Here is a 19,960-nt window from a genome sequence, read left to right as displayed (position 1 = left end):
TATGATCAATTTAATTATCAGTGTGGATTCCACATTCTTGTTTAATACCACCAAATCTTGTATCTCTGCCTTGTGTTTCGATACCATCAGGACTGCTTGAATGCCAATCACCTACAGTAGAATAACCTTTGATAAAAAGAGGATGGGCAGGTAAATTATTCTCTTCCATATAATAAAAAATATCTTTATTTGTCCAATTTAATAAAGGTCTTAAAGAAAGTCTTTGTCGAATTATGTCTAGGCATTTCATTTTATTTCTATTTTCTGTTTGATTTGATCTAACACCGCTTGCCCAACAGTAAATATTATATTTTTCTAGACCATTTTCTAAAGGTTTTATTTTTCTTAATTCATGATATTTATCTAAATGACTCTCTTTATTTGTCTCCCAAAGTTTTCCGTGTAAAGCCTCCATTCTTGCTGGAGTTAATTCACTTTGTAGAACTTCTACTTCTAAAGACAAATCTTGAATCAGCTTTTCTGCGTATTGGTATGTTTCTTGAGGTAGGTAACCTGTATCTATCCAAAATATTTTGATTTTTTTTTGAAGACATAATTTGCTGACCATATTTAAAAGGACTGATGACTGTATTCCAAAACTTGTTGTAATTGCAAATTGATTATCAAACTTTTCATAACCCCATGTAAGCATTTCTTGAGGCTTCATATCTACTAGCTCTTGAATATATTTCCTTAAGTTAGGTTGAATATCTTTGTGGATGTTTTCAATCATTCTTCAAGTTGGTTATGAGTTTAATTTTATTTCGCTCAATTTGAAAATTATTCGTATAGTTTAATAATACATTTACGCATAACAATATTTCGCTAATGAAATCAATACAAAAACCAATAGTAATAGTTGGAGCAGGTTTTGCAGGTATGACATTTGCATTGAATTTAAAGAATCTTAATCCTTCTTTACCGATTCTTGTAGTTGATTCTGAATCTAACTTTATATTTAAACCTTTAATGTATGAAGTTTTAAGTAAAGAAATAAGAATGTGGGAGGCTACGCCAAAATTTGCAAATATTTTTTCTGATGCAGGGATAACTTTTTTAAAAAATTGCTTGACCAAGATTTCCTTCCAAGAAAATATTCTTCAATTTAGTGACGAATTAAAATTAAGTTATCAATATCTCATAATCTGTACAGGATCTATTCCAAATAGTTTTTCAATAAAAGGTGTAGATGAAAATTGTTATTTTTTTAATGATTTTCAAGATCTAAATAAATTAAAATCTTTTTTAAAAAAATCACAAAAAACTTCTTTTCATAAAAAGTTATTCATAGTTGGAGGTGGTCCCTCTGGTATCGAGTTGGCATGCAAAATTAAAGATATATTTCAAGATCAATTTGAAATTAATCTAATAGAAAAATCAAATGAAATTCTCAATAAGAACAAAATTTTTAATCGAGAACAAGCAGAGAAGGCATTAAAAAAAAGAAAAATTAACGTTCTTTTAAATTCCACAGTTAAAGAAGTTTCAGAAACTCAAATTAGTATTGATGGCGAGGATGGAATAACTTCTTTGGATAAAAATATTGTTATTTGGACTGCAGGTGTTAAACCTAATTTGTCTTATTTGGAAAATGATGAAATAACAAAAAAATTTGGAAGAATTTTAGTTAATGATAATTTGCAAATAGAAAACTATAAAAACTGTTTTGCTATTGGCGATGTTTCAATTATTGCAGGGATGGAGGATCTACCCATAACAGCTCAGGTTGCTATGCAGGAAGGAAATCATCTCGCTAAAAATCTAGAACTATTGTTTCAAGGAAAAGATCTTTTACCTTTTGAATTTCAAGATAATGGTGAAATGATTAGCTTAGGAATAGGGGAAGCTTCAATCTCTGGCCTTGGGGTTACTTTATCCGGTAAATTGGCTTTTGAGGCAAGAAGACTTATATATGCTTCTAAATTGCCTGATATAACTGAAAGCTTAAAATCTGCATCTTTATGGATATTCCAAAAAAAATCTATTTTTAAAAAGTTTCTTAAAAAAGATAATTTCAATTAAACTTTTTTGAAATTGTTTTTGGGTATATTGAGTTAAATAAGTTTCATATGAATTTAATTGCAGTTGTTAGTAATAATCATGATGCGTTTATAACGGTAGTTGTTTTAATAATGTCAATAATTTTATTTATAAAAAACACTATTGCGCCAGAGTTGACTGGTTTGTTATGTGTTGGAATATTTATAGCTACAGGGGTTCTTTCGCCTGAAAAAGCTTTAGCTGGATTTGGTAGCCCTTCCCTAATTACTCTTATGGGTTTATTTGCGGTTTCCTCTGCATTATTTAAAAGTGGTGCCTTAGACAGAGTAAGAGAATTGATTTCTTCTGAAAGTATTAGAACGCCAAGGAAATTAATTTCATTAATAGCTTTTTTAATTGCTCCAATATCTGGAATTGTACCTAATACGCCAGTAGTAGCATCCTTATTACCTTTAATTGAAGGTTGGTGCGAACGGAGAAATATCTCACCATCTAAAGTTTTATTACCTCTTTCTTTTGCTACTTTGCTAGGTGGAACTCTGACATTATTAGGTAGCTCAGTAAATCTTCTTGTAAGCGATATTAGTCAGCAATTAGGTTATGGAGCTTTGGAATTATTTAGTTTGACTTCAATCGGAATTCCTGTGTGGCTGATAGGTACAACCTATATGATCCTATTTTCAGGAATGCTTTTGCCAGATAGAGGGAGAAATAAGGATTTTATTAAAAATGGGGATATGAATATTTATTTTACTGAAGTTACTATCCCCTCTGCGTCAGAATTAGTTGGACAGTCTGTTAGAAATAGTAGATTGCAGAGACGATTTGATGTTGATGTTCTGGAATTGCAACGTAATGGAAAAGTTATTCTCCCTCCTTTGGCAGACAGAAAGATTGAACCGGATGATAGATTAATAATACGCGTTACAAGAGCTGACTTATTTAGACTGCAACAGGAACATACCATTTTATTAGGCGAGAATAAAACATCTTTTGGAGAAGCTAATGTTTTCTCAGATGATGAAGGTACTAAAACCTTTGAAGCATTGTTACCATCTGGCTCAACTTTAGCTGGTGCAAGTTTGAGAGAATTAAGATTCAGGCAGCGTCATAATGCAACAGTTTTGGCACTGAGAAGAGGTCAACAAACTGTTCAGGAGAGATTAGGCCAAGCTGTTTTAAGGGCTGGAGATGTTTTATTATTGCAAGCGCCTTTAGATTCAATAAGAGGTTTGCAGGCCAGCAATGATTTGCTTATTTTAGATCAATTCGAAGATGATTTACCTGTCTTGATAAAAAAACCTATAGCGATTGCAATTGCAATAGGAATGGTGGTTTTACCTACGGTTACTAATATTCCATTGGTAGGTTCCGTTCTTTTGGCAGTTATTGCAATGGTTGCTTTTGGCTGTTTAAGACCTGCAGAAATACAAAAATCAATTAGGTTAGACGTTATTTTATTGTTGGGATCCTTATCATGTTTTAGTGTTGCTATGCAAGTAACGGGACTAGCAGATTTAATAGCAGTCAATCTTGATTTTGCTCTTTATGGAATGCCTCTTTATTTTGCATTAGTCGTAATTTTTGTATTGACAGTTATTCTTACCCAATTTATAAGTAATGCTGCTTCGGTGGCTTTGATTTTACCTGTTGCCATTGAATTTTCAAATGTTTTAAGCATTTCACCTAGCGCTTTAATAATGCTTGTTTTATTCGGAGCAAGTCAATCTTTCTTGACTCCAATGGGTTATCAAACAAATTTAATGGTTTACGGTCCTGGGCGATATAGATTTTTTGATATCGCAAAATACGGAGCTGGATTAACACTTATAATGTCATTTACAGTGCCAGCTTTGATAATTCTAAATTTCAGATAAATAACGTGAAATTCACAAGTAATTTTTATAAGTTAAAAGATGCCTACAGAAAACTATCTGTACCTCAATTTACTATTGTTACAGGATTATTTATTATTTTCGTTGGAACTATAATTTTAAGTTCTCCATTATGTTCATCTTCAAAGGTTGGTTTGTGGGAAGCATTTTTTACATCTACTTCTGCTATAACAGTTACTGGCTTAACCATAATAGATATTGGGGTTGATTTAAATTTCTTTGGCCAAGTTTTCTTAGCTTTGATGCTTTTATCAGGTGGTCTAGGATTAATGGCTATTACGACATTTTTACAAGGCTTCGTTGTAAAGGGGACAAAGCTAAGAACTAGATTAGATAAAGGAAAGACTCTAGATGAATTTGGAGTTGGAGGAATTGGTCGAACTTTTCAAAGCATTGTTATAACTGCAACTTTCATAATATCTTTTGGAGCAATTGTTTTATATTCTTTTGGATTTGTAGATATTCAAAATAATTGGGAAAGACTTTGGTCCTCGATTTTTCACAGCATATCTGCATACAACAATGCAGGTTTTTCTTTATGGTCAAATAGTCTCCAAGACTATAGAACAAATTTTTTGGTTAATACTGTGTTTGTTTTTCTTATTGTCATGGGTGGACTGGGATGGAGAGTTATTGATGATATTTGGAGTAATAAAAAAAATCTTTCATATAAAAAATTGAGCCTTCATTCCAGACTAGTTATTAGGATAAGTTTTTCTCTAATATTCTTTGGATCATTAGGATTCTTCATAACTGAATCATTACTAAATAGTCAATTTTTTAATGATTTGAATTTGTTTGAAAGGTTATTATCATCAATCTTTGAAACAGTGAGTGCAAGAACTGCAGGCTTTACAAATTACCCGATCTCCATAAACTCTATCTCAGATACTGGTATTTTATTACTAATGACACTGATGTTTATTGGGGCAAGTACTGGAGGTACTGGTGGAGGCATCAAAACAACTACATTTATTGCGTTAATGGCTGCAACTAGATCTACTTTAAGAGGTCAGAAAGATGTAATTATTAGTAATAGATTAATATCAGACAAAGTTATTCTAAAGGCAGTTGGAATCACAGTTGGATCATTGCTTTTTGTTATTTTAATGGCAATGCTGCTAAGTACAACTAATACTTTTGTTAAAAAAGAATCTTTCACATTCCTAGAAATTCTGTTTACTTGCATATCTGCATTTGCAACAGTTGGTTTTGATATTGGTTTAACTGCAAAATTAAATCATTTTGGCCAATTTATTCTTATTGTTGGTATGTTTGTTGGTAGACTCGGTATCCTTTTGCTATTAAGCGCACTTTGGCAGGCTCTTTATAAGAGTAGAATAGATAGACAAAAGAGAATTGGCTATCCTAAGGCTGATCTTTATGTTTAGGTATTGACTGAGTTTTATTATGGCTGATTGGTGGCAGTGGTCTCAAGACAGAGGAAAAGAAGCACTTACTTTTGCAGTTGTTGGTGTTGGAAGATTTGGTACTGCTGTTTGTAGAGAACTTATAAGTAATGGTGCAGATGTTTTGGCTGCAGATTATTCGGAAAAAGCTATTGATGATTTGAGACAATTGGAACCTTCGATAGAAGCTAGAGTTGTAGATTGTACTGATGAAGAATCTATGAAGGAATCTGGCATACTTGAAATGAATACTGTTGTAGTAGGTATAAGTGAACCTATTGAAGCAAGTATAACTACAACACTGATTGCTAAGGATAGTGAAGGTAGCAAAGTCAAAAGAGTAATAGCAAGAGCTACGAGTGACTTACACGAAAAAATGTTAAAAAGGGTAGGTGCAGATAAAGTTGTTTTTCCTTCCAGAATGCAAGGTGAAAGATTGGGCTTAGAACTGGTCAGACCAAATCTAATTGAAAGATTGGAGCTAGATAACCAAACTGGTATAGATGAAATAACTGTACCAGAAGAATTTATTGGAAGATCTTTGAGAGATTTAAATTTGAGGAAAAATTATTTAGTAAATGTTCTTGCAGCTGGACCTGCGGGAAAGTTAACAGTTAATCCTCCTGCAAAATATATTTTGGAAAGAGGAAATATTTTGGTAGTTATGGGAAAAACTGTAGATTTACAGGAATTGCCTCAAAATTAATTATTTTTGATCAGTTTTTTTATAGTATCTAATTCTTTGACTAGCTTTTTTAAATCTCCTGGCGCTTTGCTTTTCAAGTTCGACTCTAAATTTATCTGTATTGAAATTATTTTCTGAGACAAGTGATTTGTCCTCTTTCTCGAAGTATTTTTTAATACCTTCTTGTATCAACACTTTTGCCATATTACTCACTGTTCTAGATTGATTACTAGCTAAAATATTCAGTTGTTCACATATTGATTCTGGAAGAACTACTTGAATTCTGGGAGATTTAGGCTTCCCATTTGTTGAGTTTTGACGGGTAGCCATGAGTCAAAGTTGATAACTGTTACTTAATAGTATACATTGTTAGTCAAGGATACTATCTTTGTGTATATTATTAGTAAGGAAATATATCTCCGTATCAATTAATTATTTTTATTGCCCTATGAAAAATTCAAGAAAACTTGATTCACCTAAAAGGTCGATAATTGATAGAAAGAAAAAAATATTAGTTAATTCTGATTCTCACGATAATGAAAATAGTGATGTTTTGGTATCAGCGGTAATCAGTCCATATTTGTTGACTCATCTTCACCATATTCTTCAACAGTCTGAGTATTATGCTCAAAAAGATGGAAGAAAATCTCATGCAGCTAACTTTGCGAAACTAAGAAAGGTTTTATGTTTAGACGCAAGAAGTATGGCAGATGCATCAGCAAAAGAAATAAAAGATACTGATAATGATTTATCTATTAATAAATATACTGAACAAAATGTAGCCTGAAGTAATAATCTATTAGTAAATAGATTTAAAAAAACATGACAAGTAATGCTGAAAAGCTCTATAAATTAATAGCAAACGACTCCAAAAAAAAACAAAGTTTGTTTATGACAGCCTTGACCAATCCCAAAAAGGCCTTAGATAAAATATGTGATATTGGCAGCGAATTGAATCTTGCGGTTACCAAAGAAGAGGTTATTGAATATTTAAGTACTATTGACGATGAGGCAACTAAAATGTGGTTAGTTAAGGCTCGAGGAGGTCTTTAGGAAAAGGTTTCGAAAAATTATTGTCTTGATTCGTCATAGGTTTTATTCTTTTGTTGTAGCCACCTCCACCAGCTAAAGTCCAAAAAAACCAATAACTTGGAATTGCAAGAGCGGCCGCTATGAAAATTACTACAATTTGTTCTATTCTTTTCATAAATTCAATTTTATTCCACAAAATATTTTTTTGTAAATAAGCCTAAGACTTTGTTAATTCTCTTTTAAAATAGTGATTAGATTTGAAGATGTAAGCAAAATTTATTCTACAGATATTGTTTTAAAAAATATTAATTGGGAGATTAAAAAAGGAGAAAAAGTTGGCTTAGTTGGTTCTAATGGTGCAGGTAAATCCATCCAATTTAAGATTTTAATTGGAGAGGAAGATCAAACAAGTGGATCTATCATCAAAGAGGGAAATCCTAAAATTGCACACTTAAAACAGGAGTTTGATTGTAACTTGAATTGTTCAGTGAGAGAGGAATTAGAAAGTTCTTTCAAAGATATACAAATTGTTGCCATTAAACTTTTAGAAATTGAGAAAAAAATGAAATCTTTGGATACAAAAAAACATTCCGATGAACTTGAAAAATTAGTCAATCAACTCGCAAGATATCAAGCAAAATTTGAAGCTTTAGGTGGTTATCAAATGCAATCTGATGTAGAGAAAATATTGCCTAAACTAGGATTTTCTGTAAATGATGCTGATAAATTAGTTGGCAACTTTTCAGGTGGTTGGCAGATGAAAGTTGCACTTGGAAAAATAATCTTACAAAAACCTGATTTGCTTTTACTTGATGAACCAACCAATCATTTAGATTTAGATACTATTTTCTGGTTGGAAGAATATCTTTCGTCCCTTAAGATAGCAATTATTATTATTAGCCATGATAGATATTTTTTAGACAAATTATGTAAAAAAATAATTTTTATAGATAGAGGAATAGCTGAAACATATAATGGGAACTATTCTTTTTTTGTAGAACAGAAATCTTTAAATGAAGAATCACACAATAAAGCATATCAATTACAACAAAAAGAAATTGAGATTCAGAAAAAGTATATAGATAAATTTAGAGCTAGTGCAAATAGAAGTTCTCAAGCCAAGAGTCGAGAAAAACAATTAAAAAAGATTTCTAAAATTGAGGCTCCTAGAGCAAAATCAAAAAGTCCCGCTTTTAATTTTCCAGAATGTCCTCGCTCAGGAAAATTAGTTCTAAATATCAAAAATTTATCTCATAGTTATGAAGATACTATTCTTTTTTTAGACGTGAATTTAAAGGTTTCTTCGGGAGAGAAAATAGCAATATTAGGACCTAATGGATGTGGTAAATCTACATTGCTTAAACTTATTATGAAAAAAATATCTCCTGAAATTGGAGAAATTAATCTTGGTAAACATAATATAATTACTAGCTATTATGAGCAGAACCAAGCTGAAGCACTTTCGCTTGAAGAAAGAGTGATTGATTTAATATGTAATAAATCTCCAGAATGGTCACAAAAAAAATTAAGAACATTTTTAGGAGGTTTTGGCTTTCAAAATGAAACTGTTTTTAAATATATAAAACAACTTAGTGGCGGAGAAAAGGCAAGATTAGCATTGGCTCTTATGATTATTAATCCTAGTAATTTTTTGCTATTGGATGAGCCAACTAATCATTTAGATCTGCAATCTAAGGAAAATCTAGAATTAGCAATTAAGAATTATAAAGGTTCATTATTAATCATTTCTCATGATCGATATTTCATTTCAAAGGTAGCAAATAGAATTGTCGAAATTAAAGATTCTAAGTTATTCTCTTATGATGGTAATTACGAATATTTTTTAGACAAAAAATAAAAACTACAAAAATTTTGTAATTAAATAAATAATCATTTTTGAAATTTTTTTTCACTTTTAAAAAAGTTTACATTTAGATAGGCAAGATCACTCATTTCTCTTTACATAGTTTACTGTCCTTGTTTACTGTTAAAAGTACAAAAAAAAGTTTTTAGTTATAAATATGACAAATTGTGATTTTAAGGAAAAAAAATTTCAAATTTCTGATCCTGTTGAAAGTTATTTTGAATGCATCTCTAGTTGTGATATTAAAGATGGTGATTGTATTTCTAGATGTGTAGAAATACTTAAACAAAATAACAGTTGACACTTTTAATTATTTTGTAGATTAGTAATGTCAGTTGGTATTACTTTTAATCTAATAAATTTATTTCTTCGCTTTAATACTATATTTATTTGTTTTTTAATACCATTTTTACTTATTTCGCTGATAACGTCTGAAGCGGTAGCAATTTCTTTATTACCCACTTTGATGATAATGTCACCTACCATAATTCCACTTTTTTCTGCTGGACTATTAGGGACTACATAACCAACTTTAACGACATTATTACTTGTTTCAAAATTACTTTCATCTTTTAGACTTATCCCAATCATTGGATGTATTACTTTTCCATTATTTATAAGTTGATAGGAAATTTCCTTTGCTTTATTGATAGGAATTGCGAAACTTAAACCTGCTCCAGGACCTGATCTGATCAACGTATTAATCCCAATTACTTCTCCGTTACTATTTAACAATGGACCTCCAGAATTTCCTGGATTAATAGCAGCATCTGTTTGAATAAGCTCAAGTTTTTTATCGTATATGCCTAATTGAGTAACGTTTCTTTTAAGATTACTAATAATACCAAGGGTAACTGTATTTTCCAAACCGAATGGATTTCCAACTGCGATTGCCCAATCACCAACTTTAATTTTTGTTGAATCGCCCAATTGTGCTTTTGGCCAAGGTCCTTTCCCTTCAATCTTAAGGACAGCTAAATCGGTAAAAAAGTCTTGACCTATTAGTTTTCCACTGAATTTTTTGCCGTTGGTCAAACCTATAATTACCTTATCTGATCCATTTACAACATGAGCATTAGTCATAACAAGTCCGTCTGCGAATATAAATCCACTTCCTTGGCTTTGCTCTATTCTTGGCTGATTGTTGTAAGGTAAATCTAGTCCAAAAAATCTCTCAAAATATGGGTCTAAAAATATTTGGGAATTGCTTTGAAATTTTCTTTTTTTAACATATCTTTGAGTATCAATTGTTACTACAGAAGAACCAGTTTTTTCAACAGCTTTAGTTATGAACGATTTATTGGAATCTTTATTAATCTCATTTAATTCTGAAGTAATTAATGGTTGAGATATTGTATTTAATGGGCAAAAAATTCCGATTGATATTGCTGAAGAGAGTAATAATATCTTTTTATTGAATCTTTTCAAATTTAACTTTTTTATTTTTTTCGAATTCATTAATAAGCAATATTGATGTATTTTTAATATAACTACTCAAAAAAATTAATTTAGTAAGCAGAATATTTTATTAACTTAGATAGCTAATTTTATTTTTTTCTGGCTATTATGATAATCATATATATATCTAATTAATTTATAAGTTTGATGACTATTCTATTTCCAATTATATATTCTGCAGCCTTAACCTACCTAGTATGGAAAGCATTTAAAGTAATGTCCAATGGTTGGAATATAACTGGTACTGAAAAAAAAGGTTTTAGTAGCCCCAATTTTAAACAAAAAAAGTACACAATACATCCCGAACTTCTAGATAAATCAGGAAACATAACTGAAGAGGAGTTATTAACAGTAAGATTTTCTAATGACAATGACTCTACCCTAGAAGAAAAGGGTACAACAACTGATTAAGCAATTTAAATTTTAAGGTAAACAAATTGGAATTAAGAACAAAAATTGTCTCGGCGGTCATAAGATCTCTAAAATTGCCACCAAGATTTCGTTTAAAAATGGTTAAAGAAGACCCTGTTAGGCTTGAACTAAGCCTAACACCTTCTTATGGTAAAAATCCAATTATTGTTGGTTTAGTAGAGTCTTTAGACTTAGTAGCTAGAAGAGATAGAGAAGGTAGATTGCCCAGAGATCTCCAGGGAACTTGGGATTGGACAGTAAGACATGGCAAAGTAAGTACAGGTGGATGGAACCCCATGTTAAAGGAAGCATTGCAAACAATGTTTGATACAGGATTGCCCGCCATTGTATATGAGGAATTAACGGGAGAGGAGTATCGACCTGTTGATGGAGTTAGACATGTTAAATAATTAATTTATTATTTATCATAAATTCTTCCTTAAAACGTTAAAATAATTAAATGAATAATGTAGTTAATTATGAATGATGAGAATCAACCAAGATTTGGCTTTGTAAATTTTGCTGAGACCTGGAATGGTCGAATGGCAATGATGGGTATTTTGATTGGCCTTGGTACTGAATTAATTACTGGACAAAGTATCCTTCGACAAATCGGAATAGGTTAGTTTCTTATTTTATTTCTTCTGCATTCACTTCAATAGTACTTTCACTTGGTTTGTTACCTAATTGATCATTCTTACTAATATCCTCTAAATCTAAACCACAGTTCATGCAAGTTTTATTTAAACCAAAATATATGGCACCACAATTACTACATGTGTTGATTTTTGATTTGTAAGAGTTAAAACCTAAAAATACTAAAAGTAATAATAAAAGAGGAATTAGCAAGAAAAGTAGTAGGACGTTACCGAGAAAGCTTATGAAAAAGTTAATTCCAAAAAAAGGAATGACTAAAAGTAAAATTAATGAGTAAGTAATAAATTTTATATTAGCTTTAAGAAAATAATTCATCGTAGTTATTACTATTTATATTTTTTCTTATTTACTAAGGACATACTAGCAATAACAACGCTCCAGCACTGCCCAAAATATAAAATTACTCCTAGTAGCCAAACCCATAAAGTAAGTACAAGAAAACCTCCAATAAAACCATATGCTTGAAATCTTGCTCCAAGTGAGAGAATACTTTTACTTACTGCCAGATTTAATGTTGTTAGGCCAATCCCAATAAGAAAAGATCCTGGCAACAGTGGCCTTAAAGGAACTTTTCTACTAGGTAAGAGGGCTTGTAATAAAAGAGCCATTAAAGAAAATCCAATTAGTGGTATTGCAAATTGACCCACTTGTAGTAGCGGTAACTTTACTAATAAATCAGAAATTAAATTATTAGATTGTGAAAGATTTTCCAAAACATTACTTGGGATCATTCTAAGATTCGCACTAATCTGGTCTAATACCATTAATAAACCTATAAAGAAGACTATTAGAAAAGCTTCAACTCTGTTTCGTAGAAACCTCGAAGCTTGTTCTCTCCAAGCAGCATTTGCTTTCTTAGAAGGTAATTCGTCTTCCCATAGCCTATCTGAACCTCTTTGGAGAGATAAATATGCATTTCCTGCTGTGAATAGCAAAAACATAGCCCCTAGAATACCTGCTCCAAAACCTTGATCAATCAAATTAAATAATGTTGTTTCTACTAATTCAACTACTGAAGGAGGTAAAACCTGAGCAGCAATAGAAATGATTTGTTGATCTAATCCCTCTTGTTTTCCAAGGAACCATGATGCTGTTGAAAGAGAAATTAGAAGTATAGGAAAAAATGATTGTAGTGTGTAGTAAGCAAATGCAGCACTTAAATCAATACAATCGGATTTGCTCCATCTCTCACAAGCTCCCCATAAACTTTTAAGTATCCATGTTGAGCTGCGTTGCATATTGATTTTCTTCAAATATTTATCTTATATATTATTTTTTATTGTATCTAATTAAGGGATTTTTCAAGCAATTATTTCTTTATGATGCAACTATTTTTCCAATAATAAATTACCCCATGGCTTTAAGATTTCAATTTTTTCTATAGATCTACAAGCAATTAATGGGAAATTAACATCGCTCATGTTTTGTCCTGAAACTAAATTCAAAGGATCTGTTTCTAACCACTCAATAGAACAATTTAGTTCTTCTAATAACAGCCAGGCCGCGGCAATATCCCATATCTTGGGGGTTGATTCTATTGCTCCGAAAGTTTGTCCCATCGCTACACTCGTTAGATTTAAACTCGATACACCCAAGAGTCTAATTTTGCCAGGAAATACTGAGTTTGGCTTTTTTTGTAAGATTTTTATAGATCTACTACACAAAGAAATGCATTCACTTTGGTGATTATTTTGGCTGGGATCTATTTTTTGATTATTTAACCAAACCCCTTTACCTTTAATGGATACAAACTTTTTTTTCAAAGTTGGGATTATTAAAAAAGAAGATTGCGGTTTGCCATCAACGAACCTTGCTACTGATATAGACCAGTAAGGAATACCCGCAGCAAAATTTGTTGTTCCATCAAGTGGATCGACCACCCAATAAGCTTTTGTATTAGGAATCAACTTCTCCCCTTCTTCACTGAGGACACCCTCACCTGGAGCAATTGAAGCTAGACCATCTACGATTGTCTTATCACTCCATAAATCACAACTGGTTAATAATGATCCATCTTCTTTATTGCTAGCGCTAATGTTTCCGAAATCTTTTATTTGACGTTGACCAACTAATTCAAATAAAGAGCCTAATTCATTTAGTTGATTATTAGTTAAATTTGGTAGATTCATCTTTGGATACTGCAAATAGACTCTTTATCTTGAATTTCATTATTATTTTTATCCAAACAATTTTTATTTATTTCAAGAAAAGTTAACCTTTCTAATTCATCTAAATTCAAGTTGTAATTATATAGAGCATTAATATGTTTTGATTTTGCGTTACTTAATTCACTTTGTCTTACAAGTACATCTTTGAGAGTTGATATTCCAACATCATATCGAAGCCTGGAAAGCCTTACAGACTCTTTGCTAGATTCAATTTCTTTTAGGGAAGAAATTATTTTCTCTTCATTTAATTTTAGATTCAAATAGGCTTTACTAATATTTGTGGTTAAAACATTTTTTAGATTTTTATAAGCATATTTATCAGATCCTGCATCTGCTATTTTTGATTTATAAGAGTTTTTATTCTGTCCGCCATTAAAAATACTCCATGCAAAATTTAAACTTATTGTATTTGTGTAGTTCGATCCAGACTTTTCAGAGTTAATCTTATTCGATAGAGAGTCTCCCTTGGAAAATGTACTTGCGAATATGTTGCTGATATAAATATTTGGCTTATTTTGAGATAAAAAACTTTTTGCTTGGCTCTTTTTAATAGAATTTTGAAGAAGGAGGTTTTTTAAAGAAAGATTTTTATTTAAACCTTCATTAATATTTTTATTTAATCTATGATTCCAAAAACCTGTTAGGTTTTGCTCTTGATTAATTGCAAAATCTCCCTTTATATTAAGGATCTCTTTAAGGGAAATTTTGTTAATTTCATTTTCTATTTTCTTTTCATTAAGAGATTGTTTATCTCTAGATAATTGAGCTTCTGCTTCAATAACTTCGAATTTTGTGCCAATTCCAGATTCTAACTTTGCCTTAGCATTATTCAAACTTGTAACTGACAAATCAAGTGTAAATTTTTTATTTTTGATATCTTGATATGACTTTTGGTATTTATGATACCTCATTCTTGCTTCTTGAATTAAATCTTTTTTCTTAATTTCATAATTATTTTCTGCAATTTTAAAATTTTCTTTGGCAATTTTTATGTCTAATCTCCTTAGGGGGTCGATCAAGTCCCATTTAATATTAAGAGAAGGATTAGCAGTAAATTGTGACGTTTTCAAAGTTTCTGAATTGCTATTATATTTTTTACCTGATACGTATTTTGGTAACCCATTGGCTTGGAAATCTAAGGATGGATATCTTTGACCAATTTGACTTGAAAGATTAAAACTAGCGGAGGTAACTAAATTTTGTAATGATTTTAGCTCTTCATTATTTAAGACAATTTTTTCTATATCTTGGTAACTGATAAAAGGTTTATTTGATTTTTCTTCTAAAACTTTATCGATTAAGCTTTTTTCCCCGTTCGATAGCACCTCTTGAGAGTGAATAAATAAAGCAAGAGGAAAAAATAAAACAGGATTTATTACTTTTTTAAGCATTTTTTATAGTATTTTTTTATTAGATTTGCCAATCAAAGTATCTATAATATCATTTGAATCATCAAGAACGTGAATTTGGGTATTCAATTGATTTTCTACTTCTTTAATATTTTTATCATCTAAAAACAAATCAGTATTAATTTTTAACATGATTGATGGGATGTAAATAGCCTCTCCTAAATCCTTATTTTGTAGTCCGAAAATAAGGTCTTCTCCAGTTAGAAGTCCAGTTACGACTTGCTCTTGTCCCCAATAAATGCTTGCTAAACCATATAAATTAATTGTCAATCCATCAATTAAGTTTAATTTTTTAACTATAGGAATAAGGGCTTCATAAACTAATTTACCAACAATCCAACTAACTTTTTTTGGCTTTTTTACTTTTTGAGGTAGGTTTTTAGACTTCTCACTTAATGTTTTTAGAAAACTTCTAATAGAGCCAACTCCATTAGATTCTTGTGGCATATTCTCGTAGGTGTTGTAACTAGGTAAAATTTTACCTGCGATTAAATACCATTCGTCTGCTAGCCAACAAAAACGAGTCCCAAGAGTTATTTGTAGAGAGTCTTGAATCATCTCTACTTGTTTAATGATTTTTTTTGCGTATTCTGAGCTTATTGATTTCAATCCATCATTTTCAGGTCTAAATTTTGTAAGTCCTACAGGAACTATTGCAACTGAAAGTACTGTTTGAGAATTTTTTTTGTAAAATTTTGCAAGTTCAAAAATTGATTTCTCAAGAATCTCTCCGTCATTTATATTTGGACATACAACAATTTGAGCATGTATTTGAATAGAGTTTTTTTCAAACCAGGAGATTTGGTCGAGAATTACTCCTGCTTTTTTATTATTTAATAATTTTTCTCGAGTATCAGGATCAGTAGCATGAACAGAAATAAATAGTGGGGATAGTTTTTGTGTGGAAATTCTCTCCCAGTCTTCTTTTTTTAAATTCGTAAGAGTTAGATAAGAGCCATAAAGGAAACTTAATCTATAATCATCATCTTTTAAGTAAAGACTCTTTCTTTTGCCGCTTGGCTGTTGATCAATAAAACAAAATGGACATTTATTGTTGCATTGCTTGATTGAATCAAATAAAGCATTTTTAAAATTTATACCTAAATTGACGTCTTGATCTTTTTCGATACTTATATTGTGAATTTCATCATTTTTATCTAAAACTGATATGTTTAAAACTTCTTCACTAATGAGAATCTGATAATCAATTAAATCTCTTGGTTTTTTTCCATTAATGCTAATAATAGAATCACCTGATTCAAATCCTATTTCTTGAGCAATGGAATTAGCTTCAATACTTTCAATTTCTGCAGGATTTATTTTATAGGTAATATTGGGAACCAAAATATCATTTGAATTTTCTTTATAATTAATTTCTTGCCACACAATGAAATTCCAAATATTCTTCTTTTTTTTATTCTAAACTTATATATGTCTCAAAGTGTATTAAATACTTTTAAAATACTAAATAAAATTCTGAGGTAAGGGGTCTTTAATTTATTAAAATATGGCATTCGCAGTTTTTTAAAACACGATTTAAATTAATTAAAATAACCTAACAAATTTTATTCATTGAAAGAATTAATTACAAAAAAAATTGAGGTGAAAGATAAATTGAACTATGAATTGAATATGAGAGTTGATTCCTATGACAGTACTATTCTGTCAAGTCCTATTTCTTTAAGATTGTGGTCTTCTTTTTTTGTGATTTTACCAATATTTGTTCAAGCTCCTTGGGTAAGATTAGAACCAATTAGTGCTCTTTGCTTCACTTTTTTAATTGTCTTAGGAGCATTTGTTTTGGATAAAACAAAATCAAACAAATGGTTTATTGTAAGTTCATTATTACTTGGTGTATCAGGAAGCTGGCTTGGTGGATGTTTGTTCTGGGGATGGTTAAGTCCATTTCCTATCTTACATATTCCTGTTGAAGCTGTAGTTCTCCCGTTGGCTTTAGTTGGACTTGGTACTAATTGGAAGATTGGTTCTAGTTTTTATATTTCTTCTTTATTTGGAACAGCAGTTACTGACATTACAATATTTTTAATCGGAATAATGGATCAATGGAGGGAGGTCATTACAGCAGACTCTGAAACTGCACCACTAATTCTTCAAAAAACTTCAGAGAATCTTATCCAAATAAAATCATTATCTATTATTGTTTTTGTTGCACTTATACTTTGGTTTATTTCAAAAGAAATTCTTGATTCTGCGAATATTAATACTACTAATGGTAAAGCACTCTTAGTTTCTAGTTATGTAATTCAAACGACATTAATTGTTGATGGTATTTTCATTTTTTTAGCAATTCTGCAACCAACTTTTAGTGGATTGGTTTAATGTTAAGACCTCCTTTTTCGCAAGAACCGATTCCATTAAATAATTGGGATGTTATTGTAATAGGCGCTGGAGCTGCAGGACTTATGACTTGTCTTGAATTACCTTCAGATTTAAAAGTGCTACTTTTAAATAGGAACACAAGCAAGATATCTTCTAGTAGATGGGCTCAAGGAGGAATAGCTTCTGTAGTTAGAAAAGAGGATTCATTCGATCTGCATGCTGATGATACTTTAAGAGCAGGAGACGGACTTTGTGATTTTCAAGCAGTGCAAATGCTGGTTAAAGAAGCCCCAATTTGTGTCGATAGGTTGCAGAATTTAGGGATGATTTTTGATCAAAGTTTTGATCAATTAGCTACTACCTTAGAAGCAGCCCATTCGCGAAGAAGAGTCTTGCATGTTAAAGATCGTACTGGAAGAGCATTAGTTGAAGTTCTAGAAGATCATATTGAAAATAAAAAAAATATCCTTCACTGCAGGGGCGTAAGAGTAACCGAACTTTTAATTGAAAATGAAGAATGTAAAGGAGTTCAGGTCCTTGATGGAGCAAATTTATATTGGATTCAATCAAGAGCTGTTGTTTTAGCTACCGGAGGGGGTGGTCATTTATTTACTAATACAACAAATCCTCCTCAATCATCTGGAGAAGGGATTGCTCTTGCATGGAAAGCAGGCGCTGCTATCGAAGATTTAGAGTTTGTTCAATTTCACCCAACTGCTTTGAAATTTTATGGCGCACCTTGCTTCTTAATTTCTGAGGCACTTAGAGGAGAAGGGGCCATTTTAATTGATAAAAATGGTGAAAGCCCAGTCAAAAATCTTAAAAATCGGGATTTAGCTACTAGAGATCAGGTCAGTAGAGCAATTATGAAAAATATGCATGATAATAATGTTGATCATGTTGGCTTAGATCTTCGGTATATTGACCCAGAAAAAATTGTAGAGCGATTTCCCACTATCTTAAGTCGATGTCAGGAATATGGAGTTAATCCTTTAAATGAGGTAATTCCTGTAGCGCCTGCAGCTCACTATTGGATGGGAGGTGTAAAAACCGATTTGAATGCTTCTTCTACAAGAAAAGGATTATACGCCGTAGGAGAAGTCGCTTCCACGGGAGTTCATGGTGCTAATCGATTGGCTAGTAATTCACTAATGGAATGCCTTGTTTTTGCCAGAAAAATGTCTTCGATTGTTTTGAATGATCCTCCTAAAGTTGCAAAATTTGATAGAGCATTCCAAAAATTTGATATTCAAGATCCGAAAGAAGATCAAATTTCTAAAATTGCTGAAAAAATTGATGAACTAAGAAAACTATGTTGGTCAAATTTAGGTGTATCTCGAAATAAGGTCAATATGAGTAAATTTCTAACTTATATTGAAGATGATATGGATCAAGTACATAACAATGCTTTGCTAAATAGTCTTGAAAAAATAAAATTTGATCAAAAAATCAAACTAAGTGAACGTAATAGGAGGGTATTGAATCTTTTAATTGATTTAAAGAATAGACAAATAACAACTATAACTTTATTAAAAGCTTGTCTATTTAGAGAAGAGAGTAGGGGAGGGCACTATAGAGATGATTTTCCAGATAAAAATAAAAATTGGGAATGTCATACTAGACAACAGGCAGATCAAAAAATTCATAAAAGATTTGTTAAAAATTAGGATCTCCTTGATAGCCGGTTTTTATCGCTAATTCATTCAAGTCACTTGTACCACTTGAGATTTTTCCATTTATTTCCCAAGAAGGAAATCCACTAATCCCTTTCGTTTGGCATAGCTCATATTGATTATCTTTGCCATCTTTAGCACATTCAACTATCTTTAACTCTTTTACGGCCTCCTTACCAAATAGTTGTTTCTGATCATGGCAATGTGGACACCAATACGCACTATACATAACAATATTGTTCTCTCTCAAAAATCTTGCAAATTTAACCTTCTGTGGAGAACTTGAAGTGGTAATTCGAGGGGAAACATTTTCTGTGGAACTTGTAACATCTTGAGCATTAGACGGGTCAACATTTGTTGACCAAATTAGACCGCCCAGTAGAACACTTATGGCTACTATAAAACCTCTAAAAATCATAGGTTCTCTACTTTCAAACTTTGCTCCAATCATAGAAATTATAAAGATAGAAAACGATAAAATTGCTGAAAGTATACAAAAAAAACAATATGCCTGAATCTTAAAAAACATTATATTTATTAACAAGAAACTAAATGTAGAGGAAGCGCAAGAAATTAGAAATATTAACCACCATAAAAACTTATTAAGCTTTTCTTTTGGAGAAATTAAATTAAGTGAAAGTATTATTGTGATAACTAATATCGATAGATATGTTATGAAGCCAGCTAATGAGAGAGGGATATTAACTTGATTATTTTCAAATAAAGTACCCCAAGGGCTATTTAAAACTGTTTCGCAGCCATTTTGTATCCCAGGGCATGAAAGTGAAGTAAATAATCCCCAGTTTTTTAAAGTAATCGAACCTGTATCAACAAAGCCTATAGTGCTAAGAATTGTGATTATGATTTTTGGCCATTTCAAATCTTTATTATTTCTATTTTTAAAAGTCTTAAGCGCCATAAAAATGAAAGTTTGTGATTTACATGATTTATCCTAATA

The 19,960-nt window shown here is 31.1% G+C and carries 23 protein-coding genes; 13 read left to right on the top strand and 10 right to left on the bottom strand.

Annotated elements, in window-relative coordinates:
* Positions 1–10: 10 nt before the first annotated feature.
* Positions 11–733 (bottom strand): phosphoadenylyl-sulfate reductase, encoded by a 723-nt coding sequence (locus tag EU92_RS00560; protein ID WP_032523613.1) that lies wholly within the window; start codon positions 731–733, stop codon positions 11–13.
* Positions 734–828: 95 nt separating this feature from the next.
* Here EU92_RS00560 and EU92_RS00565 point away from each other — a divergent pair, with 95 nt between their 5' ends.
* Genes EU92_RS00565 through EU92_RS00580 form a run of 4 tightly spaced genes read left to right on the top strand, consistent with a single transcriptional unit; the run spans position 829 to position 6,011 of the window.
* Positions 829–2,022 (top strand): NAD(P)/FAD-dependent oxidoreductase, encoded by a 1,194-nt coding sequence (locus EU92_RS00565; protein WP_032514760.1) that lies wholly within the window; start codon positions 829–831, stop codon positions 2,020–2,022.
* Between the two features lie 47 nt (positions 2,023–2,069).
* Positions 2,070–3,878, top strand: coding sequence for an SLC13 family permease (locus tag EU92_RS00570; RefSeq protein ID WP_032523612.1), 1,809 nt, complete (start codon positions 2,070–2,072; stop codon positions 3,876–3,878).
* 5 nt (positions 3,879–3,883) lie between these two features.
* Positions 3,884–5,287, top strand: coding sequence for a potassium transporter TrkG (locus EU92_RS00575; RefSeq protein ID WP_032514758.1), 1,404 nt, complete (start codon positions 3,884–3,886; stop codon positions 5,285–5,287).
* Positions 5,288–5,306: 19 nt separating this feature from the next.
* Positions 5,307–6,011, top strand: a complete 705-nt coding sequence (locus EU92_RS00580) for a potassium channel family protein (RefSeq protein WP_032514757.1) — start codon at positions 5,307–5,309, stop codon at positions 6,009–6,011.
* Here the strand turns inward: EU92_RS00580 and EU92_RS0109305 are convergent, their stop codons facing one another.
* On the bottom strand, positions 6,012–6,320 hold the full coding sequence (locus tag EU92_RS0109305) for a ribbon-helix-helix domain-containing protein (RefSeq protein ID WP_032514756.1): 309 nt from the start codon (positions 6,318–6,320) through the stop codon (positions 6,012–6,014).
* 118 nt (positions 6,321–6,438) lie between these two features.
* Between EU92_RS0109305 and EU92_RS00585 the strand changes: the two genes are divergently transcribed.
* A complete protein-coding gene (locus EU92_RS00585; protein ID WP_032514755.1) occupies positions 6,439–6,777 on the top strand; it encodes a hypothetical protein in 339 nt (112 codons plus the stop codon).
* Positions 6,778–6,812: 35 nt separating this feature from the next.
* Positions 6,813–7,043, top strand: a complete 231-nt coding sequence (locus tag EU92_RS00590; protein WP_032514754.1) for a hypothetical protein — start codon at positions 6,813–6,815, stop codon at positions 7,041–7,043.
* Here the strand turns inward: EU92_RS00590 and EU92_RS10060 are convergent.
* The gene (locus tag EU92_RS10060) at positions 7,021–7,197 is read right to left on the bottom strand and encodes a hypothetical protein (protein WP_193741779.1); all 177 of its coding nucleotides are present in this window, start codon (positions 7,195–7,197) and stop codon (positions 7,021–7,023) included. The genes EU92_RS00590 and EU92_RS10060 overlap by 23 nt on opposite strands.
* 72 nt (positions 7,198–7,269) lie before the next feature.
* Between EU92_RS10060 and EU92_RS00600 the strand changes: the two genes are divergently transcribed.
* Both EU92_RS00600 and EU92_RS10055 read left to right on the top strand, forming a co-directional pair.
* Positions 7,270–8,880 (top strand): ABC-F family ATP-binding cassette domain-containing protein, encoded by a 1,611-nt coding sequence (locus EU92_RS00600; protein ID WP_032514752.1) that lies wholly within the window; start codon positions 7,270–7,272, stop codon positions 8,878–8,880.
* A 163-nt stretch (positions 8,881–9,043) separates the two neighbouring features.
* Entirely contained in the window at positions 9,044–9,187 is a 144-nt protein-coding gene (locus EU92_RS10055) for a hypothetical protein (protein ID WP_193741778.1), read from the top strand.
* Positions 9,188–9,192: 5 nt separating this feature from the next.
* Here EU92_RS10055 and EU92_RS00605 read toward each other — a convergent pair whose 3' ends face one another.
* Positions 9,193–10,344: a trypsin-like peptidase domain-containing protein gene (locus EU92_RS00605; RefSeq protein ID WP_052045071.1), complete on the bottom strand. Its 1,152-nt coding sequence runs from the start codon at positions 10,342–10,344 to the stop codon at positions 9,193–9,195.
* A gap of 147 nt (positions 10,345–10,491) precedes the next feature.
* Between EU92_RS00605 and EU92_RS0109300 the strand changes: the two genes are divergently transcribed.
* The 3 genes from EU92_RS0109300 to EU92_RS00615 all read left to right on the top strand — a co-directional run bounded on the left by EU92_RS0109300 (position 10,492) and on the right by EU92_RS00615 (position 11,381).
* A complete protein-coding gene (locus tag EU92_RS0109300; RefSeq protein WP_032514751.1) occupies positions 10,492–10,755 on the top strand; it encodes a DUF2973 domain-containing protein in 264 nt (87 codons plus the stop codon).
* A 26-nt stretch (positions 10,756–10,781) separates the two neighbouring features.
* Positions 10,782–11,165: a hypothetical protein gene (locus EU92_RS00610; protein WP_032514750.1), complete on the top strand. Its 384-nt coding sequence runs from the start codon at positions 10,782–10,784 to the stop codon at positions 11,163–11,165.
* A gap of 69 nt (positions 11,166–11,234) precedes the next feature.
* Complete coding sequence (locus EU92_RS00615; RefSeq protein WP_011375661.1) at positions 11,235–11,381, top strand: high light inducible protein; 147 nt, start codon at positions 11,235–11,237, stop codon at positions 11,379–11,381.
* 4 nt (positions 11,382–11,385) lie between these two features.
* Here EU92_RS00615 and EU92_RS0109295 read toward each other — a convergent pair whose 3' ends face one another.
* The 5 genes from EU92_RS0109295 to EU92_RS00635 all read right to left on the bottom strand — a co-directional run bounded on the left by EU92_RS0109295 (position 11,386) and on the right by EU92_RS00635 (position 16,375).
* Positions 11,386–11,727 carry a hypothetical protein gene (locus EU92_RS0109295; protein WP_032514748.1) on the bottom strand — a complete coding sequence of 114 codons (342 nt, stop codon included), beginning with the start codon at positions 11,725–11,727 and terminating at the stop codon, positions 11,386–11,388.
* Positions 11,728–11,738: 11 nt separating this feature from the next.
* Complete coding sequence (locus tag EU92_RS00620; RefSeq protein ID WP_032514747.1) at positions 11,739–12,650, bottom strand: YihY/virulence factor BrkB family protein; 912 nt, start codon at positions 12,648–12,650, stop codon at positions 11,739–11,741.
* Between the two features lie 90 nt (positions 12,651–12,740).
* Entirely contained in the window at positions 12,741–13,541 is an 801-nt protein-coding gene (locus EU92_RS00625; protein WP_032514746.1) for an inositol monophosphatase family protein, read from the bottom strand.
* A complete protein-coding gene (locus EU92_RS00630) occupies positions 13,538–14,971 on the bottom strand; it encodes a TolC family protein (RefSeq protein ID WP_032514745.1) in 1,434 nt (477 codons plus the stop codon). The genes EU92_RS00625 and EU92_RS00630 overlap by 4 nt, the downstream gene beginning before the upstream one ends.
* A 3-nt stretch (positions 14,972–14,974) precedes the next feature.
* Complete coding sequence (locus EU92_RS00635) at positions 14,975–16,375, bottom strand: TIGR03279 family radical SAM protein (protein WP_032514744.1); 1,401 nt, start codon at positions 16,373–16,375, stop codon at positions 14,975–14,977.
* 186 nt (positions 16,376–16,561) lie between these two features.
* Here EU92_RS00635 and EU92_RS00640 point away from each other — a divergent pair, with 186 nt between their 5' ends.
* On the top strand, positions 16,562–17,329 hold the full coding sequence (locus EU92_RS00640; protein WP_032523333.1) for a DUF3120 domain-containing protein: 768 nt from the start codon (positions 16,562–16,564) through the stop codon (positions 17,327–17,329).
* Positions 17,329–18,996: an L-aspartate oxidase gene (gene nadB, locus EU92_RS00645; RefSeq protein WP_032514742.1), complete on the top strand. Its 1,668-nt coding sequence runs from the start codon at positions 17,329–17,331 to the stop codon at positions 18,994–18,996. Before EU92_RS00640 ends, nadB begins: the two co-directional genes overlap by 1 nt.
* Here nadB and EU92_RS00650 read toward each other — a convergent pair.
* Complete coding sequence (locus tag EU92_RS00650) at positions 18,986–19,921, bottom strand: vitamin K epoxide reductase family protein (RefSeq protein WP_032514740.1); 936 nt, start codon at positions 19,919–19,921, stop codon at positions 18,986–18,988. The two genes, nadB and EU92_RS00650, sit on opposite strands and share 11 nt — an antisense overlap.
* Positions 19,922–19,960: the final 39 nt, after the last annotated feature.

Origin of the sequence: Prochlorococcus marinus str. MIT 9107, assembly GCF_000759855.1 — a bacterium.
GTDB classification, from domain to species: Bacteria; Cyanobacteriota; Cyanobacteriia; order PCC-6307; family Cyanobiaceae; genus Prochlorococcus_A; species Prochlorococcus_A marinus_N.
The sequence above is the reverse complement of the archived record's forward strand: the minus strand, read 5'-3'. Positions and strand labels throughout refer to the sequence as shown.

Coding starts and splice junctions, on each gene's coding strand:
- EU92_RS00560 (WP_032523613.1), bottom strand. CDS start 733: ATGATTGAAAACATCCACAAAGATATTCAACCTAACTTAAGGAAATAT.
- EU92_RS00565 (WP_032514760.1), top strand. CDS start 829: ATGAAATCAATACAAAAACCAATAGTAATAGTTGGAGCAGGTTTTGCA.
- EU92_RS00570 (WP_032523612.1), top strand. CDS start 2,070: ATGAATTTAATTGCAGTTGTTAGTAATAATCATGATGCGTTTATAACG.
- EU92_RS00580 (WP_032514757.1), top strand. CDS start 5,307: ATGGCTGATTGGTGGCAGTGGTCTCAAGACAGAGGAAAAGAAGCACTT.
- EU92_RS0109305 (WP_032514756.1), bottom strand. CDS start 6,320: ATGGCTACCCGTCAAAACTCAACAAATGGGAAGCCTAAATCTCCCAGA.
- EU92_RS00585 (WP_032514755.1), top strand. CDS start 6,439: ATGAAAAATTCAAGAAAACTTGATTCACCTAAAAGGTCGATAATTGAT.
- EU92_RS00590 (WP_032514754.1), top strand. CDS start 6,813: ATGACAAGTAATGCTGAAAAGCTCTATAAATTAATAGCAAACGACTCC.
- EU92_RS10060 (WP_193741779.1), bottom strand. CDS start 7,197: ATGAAAAGAATAGAACAAATTGTAGTAATTTTCATAGCGGCCGCTCTT.
- EU92_RS10055 (WP_193741778.1), top strand. CDS start 9,044: ATGACAAATTGTGATTTTAAGGAAAAAAAATTTCAAATTTCTGATCCT.
- EU92_RS00605 (WP_052045071.1), bottom strand. CDS start 10,344: ATGAATTCGAAAAAAATAAAAAAGTTAAATTTGAAAAGATTCAATAAA.
- EU92_RS0109300 (WP_032514751.1), top strand. CDS start 10,492: ATGACTATTCTATTTCCAATTATATATTCTGCAGCCTTAACCTACCTA.
- EU92_RS00615 (WP_011375661.1), top strand. CDS start 11,235: ATGAATGATGAGAATCAACCAAGATTTGGCTTTGTAAATTTTGCTGAG.
- EU92_RS0109295 (WP_032514748.1), bottom strand. CDS start 11,727: ATGAATTATTTTCTTAAAGCTAATATAAAATTTATTACTTACTCATTA.
- EU92_RS00620 (WP_032514747.1), bottom strand. CDS start 12,650: ATGCAACGCAGCTCAACATGGATACTTAAAAGTTTATGGGGAGCTTGT.
- EU92_RS00625 (WP_032514746.1), bottom strand. CDS start 13,541: ATGAATCTACCAAATTTAACTAATAATCAACTAAATGAATTAGGCTCT.
- EU92_RS00630 (WP_032514745.1), bottom strand. CDS start 14,971: ATGCTTAAAAAAGTAATAAATCCTGTTTTATTTTTTCCTCTTGCTTTA.
- nadB (WP_032514742.1), top strand. CDS start 17,329: ATGTTAAGACCTCCTTTTTCGCAAGAACCGATTCCATTAAATAATTGG.
- EU92_RS00650 (WP_032514740.1), bottom strand. CDS start 19,921: ATGGCGCTTAAGACTTTTAAAAATAGAAATAATAAAGATTTGAAATGG.